This window comes from Candidatus Izimaplasma bacterium HR1, assembly GCA_000755705.1.
In the GTDB taxonomy this organism is placed as follows: Bacteria; Bacillota_I; Bacilli_A; order Izemoplasmatales; family Izemoplasmataceae; genus Xianfuyuplasma.
Genome location: CP009415.1, coordinates 107,209 through 123,749, shown reverse-complemented (window position 1 = coordinate 123,749; position 16,541 = coordinate 107,209). Strand labels below are relative to the sequence as shown.

Here is a 16,541-nt window from a genome sequence, read left to right as displayed (position 1 = left end):
TTATTTATATTCACATATTTTCCATTAAAAATAGGACTTCATTTGTTATAATGTTAGTTAGGTGATAAATATGTTAATAGATACCCACTGTCATTTAAATACAGATAGATTTAAAGACAACGTAGAAGAAGTAATAAACAGAGCATTAAATAACGATGTAAAGATTATGATTGTTGTTGGTTTTGATCATAAAACTAACAAGAAAGCAATTGAACTTGCTGAAAAATATCCCTTTATCTATGCGACTGTAGGGTTTCACCCGACAGAAGCTAAAGATATAAAAGAAAGTGATTTTGAAGCATTGATACCATTACTATCACATAAGAAAGTAGTAGGAATTGGTGAATGCGGATTAGACTTTTATTGGGATAAAGATCATATAGAAGAACAAATCAATGTATTCAAAAGACAAATTGATTTATCATTTGAATACAACTTACCACTTATTATTCATATGAGAGATGCTAGTGAAGCAACTTATAATGTTTTAAGTGATTATAAAAAGCTTAAAGGGATTATGCATTGCTATAGTGGTAGTGCTGAAATGTCAGAGCTATTTATTAAATTAGGATTACATATAAGTTTAGGTGGACCTGTAACATTTAAAAATGGGCATAAACCTAAAGAAGTAGCTAAACAAGTTCCCCTTGATTATCTGCTTGTAGAAACAGATTCACCATACCTTTCTCCTCATCCTTTTAGAGGAAAAACAAACGAACCAGCAAAAGTAAAACTTATTGCTGAAGAAATCGCAAGATTAAAAGAAATGACATATAAAGAAATTGCTGAAATAACTACTAAAAATGCAATTAGATTATTTGACTTAAAGGAGCTGAACTAAATGAGAAAGTACTTACTATTTATTACATTAGCTTTAGGAATAGCCTTAACTGGTTGTTATCTTCCTGAGGACACAGATGGAGAATATTTAACAACCGAAGAGATAAATGCTTTGATTGATCAAGCTATTGAGGATCAACAATCAGAATTATTAGGTGATCTAACTGATCAAGAATTAAGAGAATTAATTCTTGAAGTAATGCCTGAAAATGAAATAATTACAACATTTAATCTAGCATCTTTTGAAGATGCTGTAACTGATATGATAGAAATTGCTGGTAGTGGGGTTATTGGATTATCTGTTGCAACTGATACAGATGATGGAATTGCCTATGGAACTGGTAGTGGAGTTATCTATAAAAGAACATTGTCAGAAACTGATTTCTTATATGATTACTATGTGGTAACTAACGAACACGTTATTGGTAATGTTGATGAAATAGTAGTTGTATATGAGAAAAATGGATTACTATTTCAAATACCATTTGAATATATAACTGTTTTAGGGACAGATACTCAAACTGATTTAGGTGTTATAAAATTCACATCGAGTGAAGATTTTACAGTAATTGAGTTTGCAGACTCATATCAAATTGAACTAGGAGATTTTGTATTTGCTTTAGGTAATCCTCTTGGATTTGATTATTATGGTACTGTAACAATGGGTGTAATTAGTGGATTATCTAGATACTATAATGAAGATGTTGTCGATGGATTTGACGCTACTGTAATCCAACATGATGCTGAGATTAGTCCTGGTAATAGTGGTGGTGCTTTACTAGATATAAATGGTGATTTGGTTGGAATAAACTTCATGAAAATTGTCCGTGATGACGTTGATGGAATTGGCTTTGCTATTCCCTCAAACACGGTAAAAAGAATTGCCGAAGATTTAGAAGATGATGGGTTAATATCTGCGCCATATTTAGGTATTACTACCTTTGCACAAATCAATGATTGTGGGATGGATTTTGGAGTTTGTATCAGTGATGTTGTTGCTGGATTCCCTGCCGATTTAGCAGGTATAGAAATTGATGATGTTATTGTTGGATATCTAAATGAAGGTATGACTGAATTCATGGAAATCAATAATTTTAATGATTTACGAGAAGCAATTCTTAACTCAAGTGTTGGTGAATCTATCACATTAAAATATGTTCGCGACGGTGTAGAATATACAAGCGATGCGACGATACTAATCGAAAGACCATAAAAAAGAGGTTATCCTCTTTTTTTTATGGTTGAATATATGTATAATGGTACTAACGAGGTGATTTATATGCGCAAAGCAATATTAGAAAGAGTAAGCACTAGAACCTTTGGAAAAGAAGTTCTTAGTAAAAAACAAATCGATGAGATTAAAGCAGTAATTGACAAATATAAAGGAATCAAAGGTCCTTTTGGAAACTCATTTGAATTTACTTTTAATCTAAATTCAAACAATGAAGGTAAAAAACAAAAGATAGGCTTTTACGGTATGATTAAAAATGTACCAGCTTATATTGGTGGAGTATCACTCGATACCAGGAACTCAATTATTGATTTTGGATATTTATTTGAAAAAGTAATTCTCGAGTTAACAACACTTGGTTATGACACTTGTTGGCTAGGGGGAAGTTTTAGAAGAAGTACTTACCGAAAAAAACTTGCACCTAACGAAGTTATACCTGCTATTTGTCCTGTTGGACACAGAGCAGACCAAAGAAGTTTCTTAGATAAAAGAATTAGAAGTGCAGCACAATCGCATAAAAGATTACCGTTTGGGACTTTGTTCCAGTATTTCGATGAGGAAAAAGAGTTGGAGGAAACAACTGATTCTCGCTTTATCGACATTATGCATTTAATTCAAAGAGGACCTAGTGCTTCTAATAAGCAACCATGGCGTTTCTTTGTAGCTGAAAAACATGATGTTATATATGCTTATCTAGAAAGAACTGAAGGTTACGGTATTGCTTTAGGATATGACATCCAAGCTTTAGATGCAGGGATTGCACTTGCTCATTTAGAAATAGGTTTAGAAAATTACGACTTTAAATTTGATAGAGAAGAAGAAACTAAAGGTGTCTTCTTTGATGGTTTAGAATATATTATGACTTACAAAAGAGCGATTACTGAATAATTGCTCTTTTTTCTTGTAATAATTTAGTAATTAAAGTAAAATATATAAGGCTTAAAAGGAGTTGATATTATGGGACTTACTGCAGGAATAGTAGGACTTCCAAATGTTGGTAAATCAACATTATTTAACGCAATAACACAAGCAGGTGCATTAGCTGCAAACTACCCGTTTGCGACAATAGATCCAAATGTTGGAGTTGTAGAAGTACCTGATGAAAGAATAAATAAATTAGTAGAAATTGTTAACCCAAAGAAGACAATTCCTACAATCTTTGAATTTACTGATATTGCTGGTATTGTTAAGGGAGCTTCAAAGGGTGAAGGGTTAGGGAATAAATTCTTAAGTCACATCCGTGAAGTAGACGCAATTGTTCAAGTTGTTCGTGCTTTTGATGATGATAATGTAACTCATGTTGATGGAAAAGTAGATCCAGTTCGTGACATTGAAACGATTAACTTAGAGTTAATCTTTGCTGATTTAGAAGTAATTGAAAAAAGACTTCCTAAAATCGAGAAGAAAGCACAGTTAAAAGTGGATAAAGAATGTGTTTATGAATATGGGGTATTAAAGGAAATTCAAGAAACATTACTAAATGATAAACCAATTAGATCAATGAAGTTAAATGAAAACGAATTGTTTTTAATTAAAAACTTCAATTTCTTAACGCATAAACCAATGTTATATGTTGCTAATATTACTGAAGAGGAAATAGCTGATTATGACGATAATGAATATGTAAAAACAATCAAAGAGTTTGCTGCTAATGAAGGTAGTGAAGTTGTAGTTATAAGTGCCAAAATTGAATCTGAGTTAAGTGAATTAGATGATGATGAGAAAATGATGTTCTTAGAAGAACTTGGTGTTACTGAACCAGGTTTAGATAAACTAATCAAAAGAAGTTACTTCCTATTAGGTCTTGAAACATATTTTACAGCGGGACCACAAGAAGTAAGAGCATGGACATTTAAACGAGGTTATAAAGCTCCTAAATGTGCAGGAATCATTCATACTGATTTTGAAAAAGGATTTATTAGAGCAGAAACTATTAAATTTCCTGATTATATTAAATATAAGGGAGAACAAGGTTGTAAAGAAAATGGTAAAATGCGTCTTGAAGGTAAAGACTATATTGTTCAAGATGGCGATGTAATGCATTTCTTATTTAACTTATAAATAAAGTAAAAAGGTTATGAATTCATAACCTTTTTTATTTAACCTTACATGGTATAATTGAGTTAAGAGGTGATAATATGTCATTATATCTTTTAACTGCTTTTCCTAAAACAGAGTATGGTGGGAATAAGGCAGGTGTATATTTAGATGCTGATAATCTTACAGAAAAAGAAATGAAAAAGATTGCTAAAGATGTTGGTTTTAGTGAGACTGCATTTGTGATGAAAAGTGATGTTGCTGATTTTAGAGTTAGATTCTTTACTCCTACTAATGAAGTTGATTTATGTGGTCACGCTACTATAGCTACTTTTAATCTTTTGAGGGATCTAAAAGTTATTGAAGTTGGGACATATACTCAAGAAACAAAAGCGGGTGTATTGAAACTTATAATCAAAAAAGATGAAGTATTTATGGAACAAGTTCTTCCTGAGTTTTATGAGGAACTTAGTTATTCGGATATTAGTACTTGTTTTAGCAATAGTCATTACACTAACGATGACTTACCTATTCAAATAGTTTCAACAGGAATCAAAGAAATATTTCTTCCTGTAAAAGACACAAAAACACTAAACAAATTGAAGCCTAATTTTGAAGAAATAATTGAGGTTTCAATTAGACATAATGTAATTGGTATTCATGCTTTTACTCTCGCTGAAGACTGTGATGCATACGGTAGAAACTTCGCTCCAGTAGTAGGAATAAAAGAAGAAAGTGCAACAGGAACTTCTAATGGAGCGCTTGGTTGTTACATCTATAAACATGCTAATAAAAAAGAAAAATATGTTTTAAGACAAGGATATGCAATGGACTTACCTAGTGAAATAATAACTAAGTTAGAAATAAAAGATAATGAAATTAAGAAAGTCCTTGTTGGTGGAAGTGCAAGAATAATTAAAGAATAAAGGACTCGAAATTGAGTCCTTTTTTTTGATGATTAACTTGGTTGCTTGTTTTTGAAGTATTTCTTTGCATTATAAGTATAGAAAATTAAGATCAAAGCAGCAATTGGTAAATGGGTATTGTAAATATGACAATACAATCGTGACTCGAAAACAGGGGTTTTATAGGTAACTTTGGATATTAAAATATTATTAAATATGTCATAACTCACTGAATAAAAATCATCGTTTTGAGAAGTATAAAGAATATCATTGAAGTCGAAATACTTGTAAAGAAAATTTGATTCTATAAATATTGGCTTTGAGTGTGAGATAGGGATAAAATTCTCATTCAATATATAAAAATCAGATGAACTCGTTTCATAAGGACGTGAAGCAATGAAATAATCCCCAAAACTTGAGAAATTCCCATATAAGTTTTCTGGATAATTTAATGTATTGAGTTCCTCTGTAGTAGGGTTATATGAATATAGTGTTTTATCATCAAAGGTCGCACTCCTTTTACGTAAAATGATTCTGTTTTCTTGGATGCTTATTACTAAATAATTGTCATTGATTATACTAGAAGTGCAATTTGAATCATAATGAGGAATCTCATCACAATAATAAACTGGAATCTCATTAGATACCATCATGTAGTTATAGACCTCGTCATTTACGTGTATTGTTTCCTTTGTAGAAGTATTGTCGTCATTGATAGTTATTAATGTGTATTCCATGTTGTCATCATCATATGCAATATTTCTTGGTGTTATTCTGAGTTTATCATCCACAAAGAACATACCTCTATATAGAGATGTTGAATCAATTAATTCTACATTGCTACCCTCAATTAAATATAAACCATGTGGATTATTAAAATATAGGTTCCCATTGTATTCCTTAAAAATGTGCATCGAACTAAGGTTCATGAAACTGTTATTCAATTCATCAGAGTATGTACTTAAAATAATTGTAGTCTCTTGAGTTTCTCTATTAAGAGCAGATAAATATATTGTAAAATTATAAATGTCATCAACCTTGTCTAAATGGAATAGTGAGACATATACGAAATCATCAGTTATATAAGCACCTTTGAAATCATCTTTTTCGTTATAACCTTCTACCTTTGCTTCTAACTCCAAAACTGCATTGTCAGGAAGTTCTAAATGGTTATCTTTGCCGTAGTAAATACTAGAAGAGTTTAATAATGGTATATTGAAAACGACGCTAATAAATGAATATATTAAGACAAACATAGTAATAATAGTTAAAGGTTTTGTTTTATCTTTTGTAATTTTGTATCCTAGTGGATTAGTATGTTGAACTATATATTTCTTGTAAATAGTGAGTAAGACTAAGAGGGACAAAAAAAGTAAAAACATCATTATTGGTATGTATAAATAAATGTTGAGAAACCTCAGTATTGTAGCAAAGATAGACATTACTAGTGAAACGAATATAGTTCCAGAAGTAGAAATAGTAATACCTCTAATAAGTTGTCTTAGTAAAGGAGAACCTGAATCTAATACAAAAATGATTAAAAAAACTATGCAAACCATCACTGTTGCCCAGTTCACAAAAACTAAGTTGGTAGGCAATAACCAATAAAAAACTGTACTAAAAAATACTCCAACAATTATCGTTGATAAAATGAAGGAGTACAATATCCTTATGATTATATTAAAATAAAAATGTTTCAGCCTATAGAAGAATAAAATAGCACCCAAAATCAGTATACAAATTGCCTCAATCCACAACATAAATAACACCTTCCTTACGAGTATTCTATTTTATTTCTAATAAAAAGTCAAAGGCAAAGTTTATGGCGACCTTAAAGAATTTTTTTTGAAAAAACATAAGTAAAAATAACTAAAATAATGTATAATATTATGGGGTGGTTTTAATGAGAACAGCAGTAGTTACTGTCGGAAAAGAATTACTAACAGGAAGAACAGTTAATACTAATTTAAGAACAATCGCAATGAAACTTAAATCAATTGGTATTGATGTTAACATTTCTTATGTTATTGATGACTTAAAAAAAGAGTTTAAAAGGGTATTAGACTTCATGAATGAAGATCTGATTATTTTTACAGGTGGACTTGGTCCAACTGTAGATGATATTACTAGAGAAACGGTAATAAATTACTTTGATGTTGAGACTTATCAAGATCAAGATACTTTAGATAATATTAAAGCAATGTTTGATAAAGCTGAAGTAGAAATGAAATCTAGTAATAATAAACAAGCATTATTCCCAGTTGAATCAGTAAAACTAGGAAATGATTTAGGGACAGCTCCAGGAGTTTATTTTAAAGTTGGTAAAAAAAGAATTATTTTACTACCTGGTCCTCCACATGAATTATATCCAGTTTTAGATGAAGCAATTGAAATTATAAAAAATGAACTTGATATCAACTTAATTTCACGAGGATTTAAATTAGTTGGTACTGGTGAATCTTCAATGGAAAATAACCTTAAAGGTTTCTACGGAGTTCATCCTAAAGTTAATGTTGCACCATATGCTAATGTTGGTGAAATAAAGTACATCTTTACTTCAAGTGACACAGATGCATTAGATAGAGCTATGGTAGATTTCTATAACAAGTATAATCAGTTTATCTTTGGTGGTTTAGAAGATACTTTAGAAGGCGTTGTTATTGATTTATTAAGAGATCACGGTAAAGTTCTAGCAGTTGCTGAAAGCTGTACTGGTGGAATGTTATCAAGTCGCTTAATTAATGTAAGCGGAGCTTCGCGTGTCTTTAAAGAAGGTCTTATAACTTATGCCAATGAAGCAAAGATGAAATACCTGGATGTAAAACTTGAAAATCTTAAAAAGTTCGGGGCGGTAAGTCCGGAAATTGCTAAAGAGATGTGCGATAATTTATGGGATAAATCAGATGCTGATATTACAGTTAGTGTAACAGGTATTGCTGGACCAAATGGTGGCAGTGAACAAAAACCTGTTGGGTTAGTATACTTTGGTATTAACTTTATGGGGAAAACAACAATTCACCGTAAAGTCTTTAATGGGAACAGAGAAATGATTCGTATTCGTTCTGTAATATTTGCTTTAAATATGTTACGTGAAATCTTATTAAAGAATGAAAATGATGAAACTTTCGTTAAATAGTGAAATCCTAAATGCAGTACCATTAAATGAATATTACCAAAAAGATATAAAACATAAAGGCTTAATATTTATCCAACATGGCTATCAATCTAACAAAGAATATGGTGCTGATTATCTTGCTTTAACTTTAGCTAGAATGGGTTACTTTGTTGTAAGTATTGATGCATATAAACACGGTGAAAGAATCGAAGAACCTTATTTATCTAAGAATGAACAAGGGATGTTGTTAGAAGCACCAGCTGTTATTAGACATACATCGATCGATATTATAAAACTACATAGAATTCGATATAAGGAACGATTCCCTAAATTTGACTTAATTGGTATAAGTATGGGAGCAATGATTGCTTACTATACTGCGACTAAAACGGATAAGATAAGAAACCTTATCCCCGTTATAGGAACTCCTGACTTTATGTATCAAGCAAATCATAATTTAACAGCAGCAGGAATTAAAGTGGATGAGTATTTAAATGAAGATGCAATTAACTATCTAGAAAGAATTAGTCCAATAAATAAAGTAAGTAGAATGAAATATGAGAAATTGCTAATGCTTAACGGTACAATTGACGAAATTGTTCCAGTAATTCCAACTGTGAGATTTATAGAAGAATATGACCCTCATAATTATGAATTTAAGACATATGAAACGGGACATGATGTACATAGAAAAATGCAGTTAGATATTTTTAACTACTATAAGTAATAAAAAAGGTAACCATTAAATTGGTTACCTATTTTTTTATTATTTTTGGTTTTGCTTGTGGCCAGAATTTAGAAGTTATATCAATCTTCTTTGGTTTTAATTGATAAAGTTTTTGATTGGTTATAACACTTTCTAATCCACCAAGTCCTGGTGTATAAGGACCTACTTTTAAATATGTTAAGTTTAGCTTTAATTTTCGTGGGACATCTTTATATTCTTTTGAAGTATATAAAGCAGTTTTGAAACCACGTCTTTTTGCTTCCTTAAGCATTTCATTTAGCTGATCTAAATACCATTCTCCACCTAAGAAACAAACGGTACTAGCTTGGCCTTGATACTTAGCAAGGAGTTCTTTGAAGAACTCAAAACTTAAGTAATGGCCATTAGCTGGATTATGTAAGAATGGACTATGACATCCTGTGCAAGGTCCACCACAACCGGTGATGCTTAAACATAATGTTATCTCACTAGGAATCTCGTTAAAAGTTATACTATATTTATGATATCTCATGTGAATAAGCGCGAACGTGTTCTTCGGTTTGACGATCTTTTGAGAAACTTTTAACGCGTTTTAGATATCCGATTACTCTAGTCGCGTAATCGATATTTGTACTACCACATTTAGGGCATTTAGTATGAGTTGATTTATCAATGTAATCACAATCATTACATACGGTGTTTTTAACATTAACAGTCCAATAATTTGTTTTGTTGATAGCTGCTACTTTTAGTAATTGCTTATATTGTTCAATATCGAGATGCTCATCTAAGTTGAGATGAAGTGCACTACCACCATCGAGATATTTATTATATTTAGAACCATGGAGAATAAACTTGTCTATTGGATTTGTTTTTTCTGATTCAACAACGTAGAAATAACTATTGTAGCAATCACGTGCTACTTTTAATCCCTCTGCTTGATCCCATTTAGCATTCTTAACACCTAAGTTTTCGGCAGGAACAAATTCAGTATTAAACATAACTCCATATTTTTCTTTAGCTAATTTATTTTGTTCGAAGATAGGATAAAGTATTCCATCAACGAACTCGTTGTATTCTTTAGAATCAATAATACTAATACCTTTACTTTCAGCTGCTTCGACAAGTCCGTTAACACCAATAGTAAGGAACTGCTTTTTCAAGCTGATGAAACCGGCAGTATAAGCAGGAAGTAAGTTAGCTTCATAATAATCATTGATAATTGCATGGTAAGCTACTTGGTATTTATGGATCTTTTTAACTTGTTCTTCAATGCTAATATTCTTCTGAACAAGACGGTTAAGATTCATTGTTATTACATTAATAGAACCAGTACTAACACCACCAGCACCTAAACTATAGCTAAAGGTATTATCAGCGATTTCATTTCTTAGACGACAACAACTTGCTAAGCTATCTGCACTTTCACTCATATACATAAACATGCTTTGTCCTTCTGATAATTCTTTAGCAACTACATGGCGATATTCTTCATCTTTAACATCGTTGTTCTCAGTTAATAAAGCTACTGTAACAACAGGGAATGTTAATAATGATTTAGTTCTTTCCTTGTTGAACCAAGATAAGAATTTTTGTTGTAATCTATTTAAACTATCCCAGTTTGGACTAGTTCCATCAGGGAACACAAAATCACCAAAAATTGAATCAAAGTAATACTTATCAAATACACTTATATTCCAAAAGATAGATTGATATCCTCTTGACGCAGCTGGTTGATTAAGTGAATAAACTACTTGTTGTAAATACGCTTCAATACGTCTTTCGATCGTTTGAGGACGTGCTCCTAAAGTAGCTAAGTCTTTATACTTAGAATGGTAATCTTCACCCCATTCTTTTCTTGAGAAATAATCGAAGTACATTAAGAATTCTACAGTGGCTATTGCTCCGGCAAATTGGCTTGCTAAAGCAAAAACCAAATTGATAAATGTCCCGCAAAATGAATCGATATTCTTTGGTGCTTTGCTATCACCACCCATGCCGATTAATCCCTCAAATAAAAATGGATATAAGTTAACACTTGCACAATATGGTTTGATACTTGTTTCATCATGAGTATAGATTTCATGATCATTGAGTTGTCTTAAATATTCAATAGCTAATTCGTCACCAAAAAGCTCCGTAATTTTATTAGTCATAAGTTTGCGATTTAACATAATACGGTCAAATTTATTAAGTTCGCTTGATAATGTAGCGATATTCTTCACTGATACGTTCGCATTAGGATCGTATTTAGAAGCACTTGCTGCATTGTCATTACTTACGTAGTTGTTGATTAATTCCATTTGTCTGTTGATTGATTTATCCATTGTCCCACTCTCCTTGTAAAATAAAAATATTATCCAAAAAAGTATGGATAATATCCATACACCCTCGCCCCAGGGAATGTAATTTTGAGTATCTGACTTTAACAGTTACTGGGGTAGCATAGGAGTTGCGCCTATTTCCTCAATTTACTTAGTTATATATTAACTCTAAAATAGACCTAGGTCAATGAAAGAAATATGAAAATAATAAGTTTTCTAAATGGAAGGATTTACATTCGAAAACTCTATAATTTGCATGCGAAAAGTGATATAATATTTACGCACTCTCTTTTTTTAATATATATATATTATATAAATCATATATGAGTGTTGCATGACATAAGTGTTTGTGATATAATTACAAAACGTGAGTAAAAACTCATCCTTGCTGCGAGGGCAGCCAATAGACCAAGAGGAGGTAAAAATAATGAGAAAATACGAAATTATGTACATTATTCGTCCGACAGTACTTGAAGATGACAGAAAAGCTTTAATTGAAGAATTAAGCAATATCATCACTTCAAAAGGTGGAGAAATCCTAGCTGCAAACGAATGGGGTATGAAAGACCTAGCTTATGAGATTCAAAAGCATAAAAAAGGTTATTATGTTGTATTAAGCGTTAAATCAAATGATGAAGCTCGAATGGAGTTTGATCGTGTTGTACGTATCAAAGAAGATGTTATTCGTCACATCATCATTAGAGACGAAAGATAAGGGGAGTGTACTATGATCAATCGTACTATACTAGTTGGAAGATTAACAAAAGACCCGGAGGTTAGATATACTTCAAGTAATATAGCTTATGCTAGATTTACATTAGCAGTGAATAGAACATTCGCTGGACCAAGTGGTGAAAGAGAAGCTGATTTTATCCAATGTATTACATGGCGAAAACAAGCTGAGAATTTAGCTCGTTTTGTAAGAAAAGGTAGTTTAATTGGTGTTGAAGGTAGAATACAAACCGGATCATACGATGACAAAGATGGAAATAGAAAATACACTACAGATGTTGTATGCGATAGCGTACAATTCTTAGAACCTAAAAATCAAGATTCACAAGACAATAGTAGTTATGCGCCTAGGGAACCTAGAGCAAATAACAATAATTCATATCAAGAAAGACCAGTTGAAAGAAAACAAAGTACTCCAAGTATTGATGTTTCCGAAGACGACCTGCCTTTCTAAAAATTAGATAATAGGAGGAAATTACAATGGCAAGACCTGGTGGATTCCGTAAAAGACGTAAAAGAAGATGTTATTTTACAGAAAACAAAGTTAAATATATTGATTTTAAAGATTTCGAATTACTAAAAAGATTTATTAGTGATAGAGGTAAAATCTTACCTAGAAGAGTAACAGGAACTAAATCAAATTATCAAGCAGAATTAGCAGTAGCAATTAAACGTGCACGTCATATGGCACTTTTACCATTTATTAAAGAATAAGACTCTGATATAGAGTCTTTTTTTTACCCTATATAATATATTAGTAATATATTAAAGTTTGGAAATATAATTAACATATGCTATAATTACAAGGACAAATCGAGGTGATTCGATGAATAAAAATAGAAATATTGTAATCTTAAGTATCACTATTTTACTTGTTGTAATAGTCGATATAATCATGATGGGTAATCCAATCTTTGTATTGGTTTTTTCTGTACTTATGTTTGTTGGATACAACATCATAACCAACATGTTAGTTTATCGCTATAAAAACGTGCAAATAAAATGGTTGTCACATAAACTTGAAGACACCAAAGATACTTTAGATAGAAAAGATAAAGCTGAAAAAAGAATGGTCCAAGACTTACCTTTAGGAATAATGATCTATGATGAACATTTAACTATTAAATGGGCAAATGGATATTCTAAAGACATTTTTGAAAATGCACTAGAAGGTCGTAGTATGGAAATGATTAATGAAGATATATTTAATCACGTTACTACTAAACAGTCTGATTCATTTATAACTAAAATCTACACACATCTTTATGAGATAGTAGTAGATTTAAAAGAACAAATCGTTTACTTAACTCAAGTAACTGAACGAGAAGAGATTAAAAGAAAATACGATGCATCAATCGGAGTTATCGCAATGCTTAACTTAGATAATCTCGATGACGCTGTTAGTGTCCTAGATGTTTCAAATAGAAGTTTTGTTCAAGGTCGATATTTAGAAGCACTAGAAGCTTGGGGTGAAGAGTATTCATTCTATATCACACCATTAACTAATTCTAAATTAATCGCGGTAATGAATAAAAAGAGGTTGATGAGTCTTGTCAAAGATGAATTTAAAATTGTTGATAAAATTGCTGAGATATCTCGTGAGAATGATCTAGTTGTTACTTTGAGCGCAGGTATTGCTTGTAGTAATATCAAACTTAATGAACTTGGAGATATCGCACAAGATGCACTTGACTTAGCATTATCTCGTGGTGGCGATCAAGTTGTTGTTAATATTGAAGGTAATGACTTAATGTACTTTGGTGGTAATACTAATACTGCTGAAAAAAGAACAAGAATTACCACAAGAACAAACACTCAAAAACTAGAAAGACTATTTGAAGAATGCAAGCATGTTTTTATCATACCGCATATTCATCCTGATACGGATGCATTCGGAGCAGCACTGGGAATCTTAAAATTAGCACAAGCTTATGGAAAAGATACTCGTATTGTTTTAGATAAAGATAATCTTGATAAAACAGTAATTAAAATATTGAATATGATTGAATATGAGTATGTAACATTACTTGATTATTTTATCTCACCCGCAAAAGCTCTTGATTCAATTGGGAGAGATGATTTGTTAATCTTAGTTGATCATCATTCATATAACCAAACGATTGAGCAAAAATTAATTACAAAAACAGAAAAATTAGTTATTATAGATCATCACAGAAAACTTAGTGATGCTATTCCAAAAGCTTTGATTTCGCATATCGAACCGTATGCTTCATCAAGTGTTGAGTTGATCACAGAAATGATTGATTTAACAACTAACGCTGTTGAAATCAACAGCTTTGAAGCAACAGTAATGTTAAGTGGAATCATCGTTGATACCAATAACTTTATGTACCGTACAGGGAGTAGAACATTTGAAGCCTCGGCAATCTTAAGAAAATATGGAGCTGACACTTTCAAAGTGAAAACTATCCTTCGTGAAGGATTAGAAGAGATTCAATTAAAATCACAATTACTAAGTCTAGCAGAAGTAATTCACCGCAGATTTAGTGTTGTTATAATTCCGAGAGACTTAGATGTATCAAGAAACTTACTTGCAAAAGTTGCAGATGATTTACTAGAGATAGAAGATACTATCGGAAGTTTTGCCATCGGATATTTAGACGATGAAACAATCGGAATAAGCGCTCGTAGTTTAGAAGGATTTAATGTTCAAGTAATCATGGAGAAATTCAATGGTGGTGGACATTTAAATAATGCTGGAGCACAAGTACTAACAAATGACATAAAACAAGTTCGTTTAGATTTAATTAACTATCTAAATGAAACTGTTCAGGAGGAAAAGAAGATGAAGTTAATCTTAATTAAAGACCTTAAAGGTAAAGGTAAAAAAGGTGAAGTTATCGATGTAGCTACAGGTTACGGAAACTACTTACTAACAAGTAAAACAGCTATTGAAGCAACTCAAGAAAACCTCCATTCAATTGAAATGGAAAAAGCTAAAATTGAAGAGAATGAGAAAAAGATTCTCGATAAAATGAAAGACTTAAAAGCAAAGATTGAAAAGAAACCTGTTAAAGTATATGTGAAGATAGGTGAAAATGGAAAATTCTTTGGTAAAGTTAGTTCTAAGCAAATTAGTGATGAATACAAGAAGCAACATAAAATTGAATTAGACAAACGTAAAATCCAACTAAAAGGAAGTATTCAAACTTTAGGTAATTACCGTGTAGATGTTAAACTACACAAAAATGTATTAGCTAAAATTGAAGTATTAGTTGTAGAAGAATAGGGGGACAATTATGGACAAGATTACTCCACATAATGTCGAAGCTGAGCAAAGTGTATTAGGGAGTGTTTTCGTTGAACAAGGTGTGATGAAAACATTAGTAGATAAATTAGACAGTGAAGATTTTTATACTTACCGTCATAAAGTAATCTACACTGCAATGGTTGAGTTATTCCAAGCTGATATTGATATCGACTACACAACATTATCAAGTAAACTTGAAACGAAAGGTTTATTAAATGATGCTGGTGGGATTGATTATATATTAGGTCTAATTAACTCTGTACCGTCGATTGTAAACTTAATCAACTATATCAACATCGTAAGAGACAAAGCTATCACAAGAAAGATAATGGACGCATGTCGTGCTATTATCGAAGATGGTTACGTTAATCAGGATGCTCTTTCGTTTGTCGATAATAGTGAGAAAACAATCTTTGATATTGCTAAAGAAAGAAGAACAACAGACTTCGTTAAAATCCATGAAGTTGCTGAACAAGTAATTGAAAAAACAGAGAATGCTAAAAACAATGCCGGTAGACTTACTGGACTTGATACAGGATTCCATGAAATAAATGATTATACATTAGGATTACAACCTTCAGAGCTAATGATCATTGCTGCTCGTCCTTCAATCGGGAAATCAGCTTTTGCTCTTAACATTTGTACTAACGTAGCAAAAATGAAAGAAAAACCATATGTAGCATTCTTCAGTTTAGAGATGGGTAGTGATCAGCTAGTATCTCGTATGATTAGTGCTGAGTCACATGTAAATTCAACAGCTATTCGTACTGGTGAACTAACACCTGTACAATGGCAACAAATCTCTTTAGCTAAAGAATCTCTTTCTAACTTAAACGTCTTGTTTGATGATAGTGGTACTGTAAAGGTAACCGACCTTCGTCAAAAGTGTCGTAAGTTAAAACAAGAGAAAAAGTTAGATTTAGTAATTATTGATTATCTCCAATTACTAAGTGGTTCTAGAATTGAAAACCGTGTTCAAGAAATTAGTGAAATCTCTCGTACTTTAAAAGAGATGGCACGAGAACTTAAAATACCAGTTATCGCATTATCACAGTTATCTCGTAAAGTAGAATCACGAGATAAAAAAATACCAATGATGGCAGATTTACGTGACTCAGGTTCAATTGAGCAGGATGCCGACATTATTCTATTCTTATACCGTGATGATTACTATAATAAAGAAGAATCACAAAAACCAAACACTTTAGAAATTATTATTGCTAAAAACCGTTCAGGAGCAACTACGACTGCAAACATTGAGTTAAACTACAATAAAGCCTGTAGTTACTTCACAAATAGAACTGGTGAAAAAGAAAATCCTATCGGTGATTTATAATTTTTAATTTTCTTTATTTTCTAAATTAACTTCGTAACCTATGT

16 protein-coding genes and 1 riboswitch are annotated in these 16,541 nt (G+C 31.5%); of the genes, 13 read left to right on the top strand and 3 right to left on the bottom strand.

Annotation, left to right across the window (positions count from 1 at the left end):
- Positions 1–70 precede the first annotated feature (70 nt).
- The 5 genes from KQ51_RS00650 (at position 71) to KQ51_RS00630 (ending at position 5,034) form a co-directional block, all read left to right on the top strand.
- On the top strand, positions 71–841 hold the full coding sequence (locus KQ51_RS00650) for a TatD family hydrolase (protein WP_038467694.1): 771 nt from the start codon (positions 71–73) through the stop codon (positions 839–841).
- Positions 842–2,053: a S1C family serine protease gene (locus KQ51_RS00645; protein WP_052608976.1), complete on the top strand. Its 1,212-nt coding sequence runs from the start codon at positions 842–844 to the stop codon at positions 2,051–2,053.
- 66 nt (positions 2,054–2,119) lie between these two features.
- Positions 2,120–2,959, top strand: a complete 840-nt coding sequence (locus KQ51_RS00640) for a nitroreductase family protein (RefSeq protein ID WP_038467691.1) — start codon at positions 2,120–2,122, stop codon at positions 2,957–2,959.
- Positions 2,960–3,028: 69 nt separating this feature from the next.
- A complete protein-coding gene (ychF, locus tag KQ51_RS00635) occupies positions 3,029–4,132 on the top strand; it encodes a redox-regulated ATPase YchF (protein WP_038467688.1) in 1,104 nt (367 codons plus the stop codon).
- 77 nt (positions 4,133–4,209) lie between these two features.
- The gene (locus KQ51_RS00630; protein ID WP_038467684.1) at positions 4,210–5,034 is read left to right on the top strand and encodes a PhzF family phenazine biosynthesis protein; all 825 of its coding nucleotides are present in this window, start codon (positions 4,210–4,212) and stop codon (positions 5,032–5,034) included.
- A gap of 32 nt (positions 5,035–5,066) precedes the next feature.
- Here KQ51_RS00630 and KQ51_RS00625 read toward each other — a convergent pair whose 3' ends face one another.
- The gene (locus KQ51_RS00625) at positions 5,067–6,380 is read right to left on the bottom strand and encodes a hypothetical protein (RefSeq protein WP_158497940.1); all 1,314 of its coding nucleotides are present in this window, start codon (positions 6,378–6,380) and stop codon (positions 5,067–5,069) included.
- 37 nt (positions 6,381–6,417) lie between these two features.
- Between KQ51_RS00625 and KQ51_RS00620 the strand changes: the two genes are divergently transcribed.
- From KQ51_RS00620 to KQ51_RS00610, 3 genes are all read left to right on the top strand, one after another.
- A complete protein-coding gene (locus KQ51_RS00620; protein WP_038467677.1) occupies positions 6,418–6,621 on the top strand; it encodes a hypothetical protein in 204 nt (67 codons plus the stop codon).
- Positions 6,622–6,916: 295 nt separating this feature from the next.
- Complete coding sequence (locus KQ51_RS00615; RefSeq protein ID WP_038467674.1) at positions 6,917–8,149, top strand: competence/damage-inducible protein A; 1,233 nt, start codon at positions 6,917–6,919, stop codon at positions 8,147–8,149.
- Positions 8,130–8,855 carry a prolyl oligopeptidase family serine peptidase gene (locus tag KQ51_RS00610; protein WP_158497939.1) on the top strand — a complete coding sequence of 242 codons (726 nt, stop codon included), beginning with the start codon at positions 8,130–8,132 and terminating at the stop codon, positions 8,853–8,855. Before KQ51_RS00615 ends, KQ51_RS00610 begins: the two co-directional genes overlap by 20 nt.
- A gap of 28 nt (positions 8,856–8,883) precedes the next feature.
- Here the strand turns inward: KQ51_RS00610 and KQ51_RS00605 are convergent, their stop codons facing one another.
- A complete protein-coding gene (locus tag KQ51_RS00605; RefSeq protein WP_038467669.1) occupies positions 8,884–9,366 on the bottom strand; it encodes a 4Fe-4S cluster-binding domain-containing protein in 483 nt (160 codons plus the stop codon).
- Positions 9,353–11,161: an anaerobic ribonucleoside-triphosphate reductase gene (gene nrdD / locus KQ51_RS00600; protein ID WP_038467666.1), complete on the bottom strand. Its 1,809-nt coding sequence runs from the start codon at positions 11,159–11,161 to the stop codon at positions 9,353–9,355. The genes KQ51_RS00605 and nrdD overlap by 14 nt, the downstream gene beginning before the upstream one ends.
- Positions 11,162–11,239: 78 nt before the next feature.
- Positions 11,240–11,317, bottom strand: a riboswitch (adenosylcobalamin-variant (AdoCbl-variant) riboswitch).
- Positions 11,318–11,585: 268 nt separating this feature from the next.
- Here nrdD and rpsF point away from each other — a divergent pair.
- From rpsF to dnaB, 5 genes are all read left to right on the top strand, one after another.
- The gene (gene rpsF, locus KQ51_RS00595) at positions 11,586–11,873 is read left to right on the top strand and encodes a 30S ribosomal protein S6 (protein ID WP_038467663.1); all 288 of its coding nucleotides are present in this window, start codon (positions 11,586–11,588) and stop codon (positions 11,871–11,873) included.
- A 12-nt stretch (positions 11,874–11,885) separates the two neighbouring features.
- Complete coding sequence (ssb, locus tag KQ51_RS00590) at positions 11,886–12,344, top strand: single-stranded DNA-binding protein (RefSeq protein WP_038467660.1); 459 nt, start codon at positions 11,886–11,888, stop codon at positions 12,342–12,344.
- Positions 12,345–12,370: 26 nt separating this feature from the next.
- Positions 12,371–12,604 (top strand): 30S ribosomal protein S18, encoded by a 234-nt coding sequence (gene rpsR / locus KQ51_RS00585; protein ID WP_038467657.1) that lies wholly within the window; start codon positions 12,371–12,373, stop codon positions 12,602–12,604.
- A gap of 112 nt (positions 12,605–12,716) precedes the next feature.
- Positions 12,717–15,140, top strand: coding sequence for a 50S ribosomal protein L9 (rplI, locus tag KQ51_RS00580; protein ID WP_038467654.1), 2,424 nt, complete (start codon positions 12,717–12,719; stop codon positions 15,138–15,140).
- Positions 15,141–15,150: 10 nt separating this feature from the next.
- Positions 15,151–16,497, top strand: a complete 1,347-nt coding sequence (gene dnaB, locus KQ51_RS00575) for a replicative DNA helicase (protein ID WP_038467652.1) — start codon at positions 15,151–15,153, stop codon at positions 16,495–16,497.
- Positions 16,498–16,541 lie beyond the last annotated feature (44 nt).

What these genes read in the sequence shown, in the direction of transcription:
- KQ51_RS00650 (WP_038467694.1), top strand. Translation starts at nt 71, where the DNA reads ATGTTAATAGATACCCACTGTCATTTAAATACAGATAGATTTAAAGAC.
- KQ51_RS00645 (WP_052608976.1), top strand. Translation starts at nt 842, where the DNA reads ATGAGAAAGTACTTACTATTTATTACATTAGCTTTAGGAATAGCCTTA.
- KQ51_RS00640 (WP_038467691.1), top strand. Translation starts at nt 2,120, where the DNA reads ATGCGCAAAGCAATATTAGAAAGAGTAAGCACTAGAACCTTTGGAAAA.
- ychF (WP_038467688.1), top strand. Translation starts at nt 3,029, where the DNA reads ATGGGACTTACTGCAGGAATAGTAGGACTTCCAAATGTTGGTAAATCA.
- KQ51_RS00630 (WP_038467684.1), top strand. Translation starts at nt 4,210, where the DNA reads ATGTCATTATATCTTTTAACTGCTTTTCCTAAAACAGAGTATGGTGGG.
- KQ51_RS00620 (WP_038467677.1), top strand. Translation starts at nt 6,418, where the DNA reads ATGTTGAGAAACCTCAGTATTGTAGCAAAGATAGACATTACTAGTGAA.
- KQ51_RS00615 (WP_038467674.1), top strand. Translation starts at nt 6,917, where the DNA reads ATGAGAACAGCAGTAGTTACTGTCGGAAAAGAATTACTAACAGGAAGA.
- KQ51_RS00610 (WP_158497939.1), top strand. Translation starts at nt 8,130, where the DNA reads ATGAAACTTTCGTTAAATAGTGAAATCCTAAATGCAGTACCATTAAAT.
- KQ51_RS00605 (WP_038467669.1), bottom strand. Translation starts at nt 9,366, where the DNA reads ATGAGATATCATAAATATAGTATAACTTTTAACGAGATTCCTAGTGAG.
- nrdD (WP_038467666.1), bottom strand. Translation starts at nt 11,161, where the DNA reads ATGGATAAATCAATCAACAGACAAATGGAATTAATCAACAACTACGTA.
- rpsF (WP_038467663.1), top strand. Translation starts at nt 11,586, where the DNA reads ATGAGAAAATACGAAATTATGTACATTATTCGTCCGACAGTACTTGAA.
- ssb (WP_038467660.1), top strand. Translation starts at nt 11,886, where the DNA reads ATGATCAATCGTACTATACTAGTTGGAAGATTAACAAAAGACCCGGAG.
- rpsR (WP_038467657.1), top strand. Translation starts at nt 12,371, where the DNA reads ATGGCAAGACCTGGTGGATTCCGTAAAAGACGTAAAAGAAGATGTTAT.
- rplI (WP_038467654.1), top strand. Translation starts at nt 12,717, where the DNA reads ATGAATAAAAATAGAAATATTGTAATCTTAAGTATCACTATTTTACTT.
- dnaB (WP_038467652.1), top strand. Translation starts at nt 15,151, where the DNA reads ATGGACAAGATTACTCCACATAATGTCGAAGCTGAGCAAAGTGTATTA.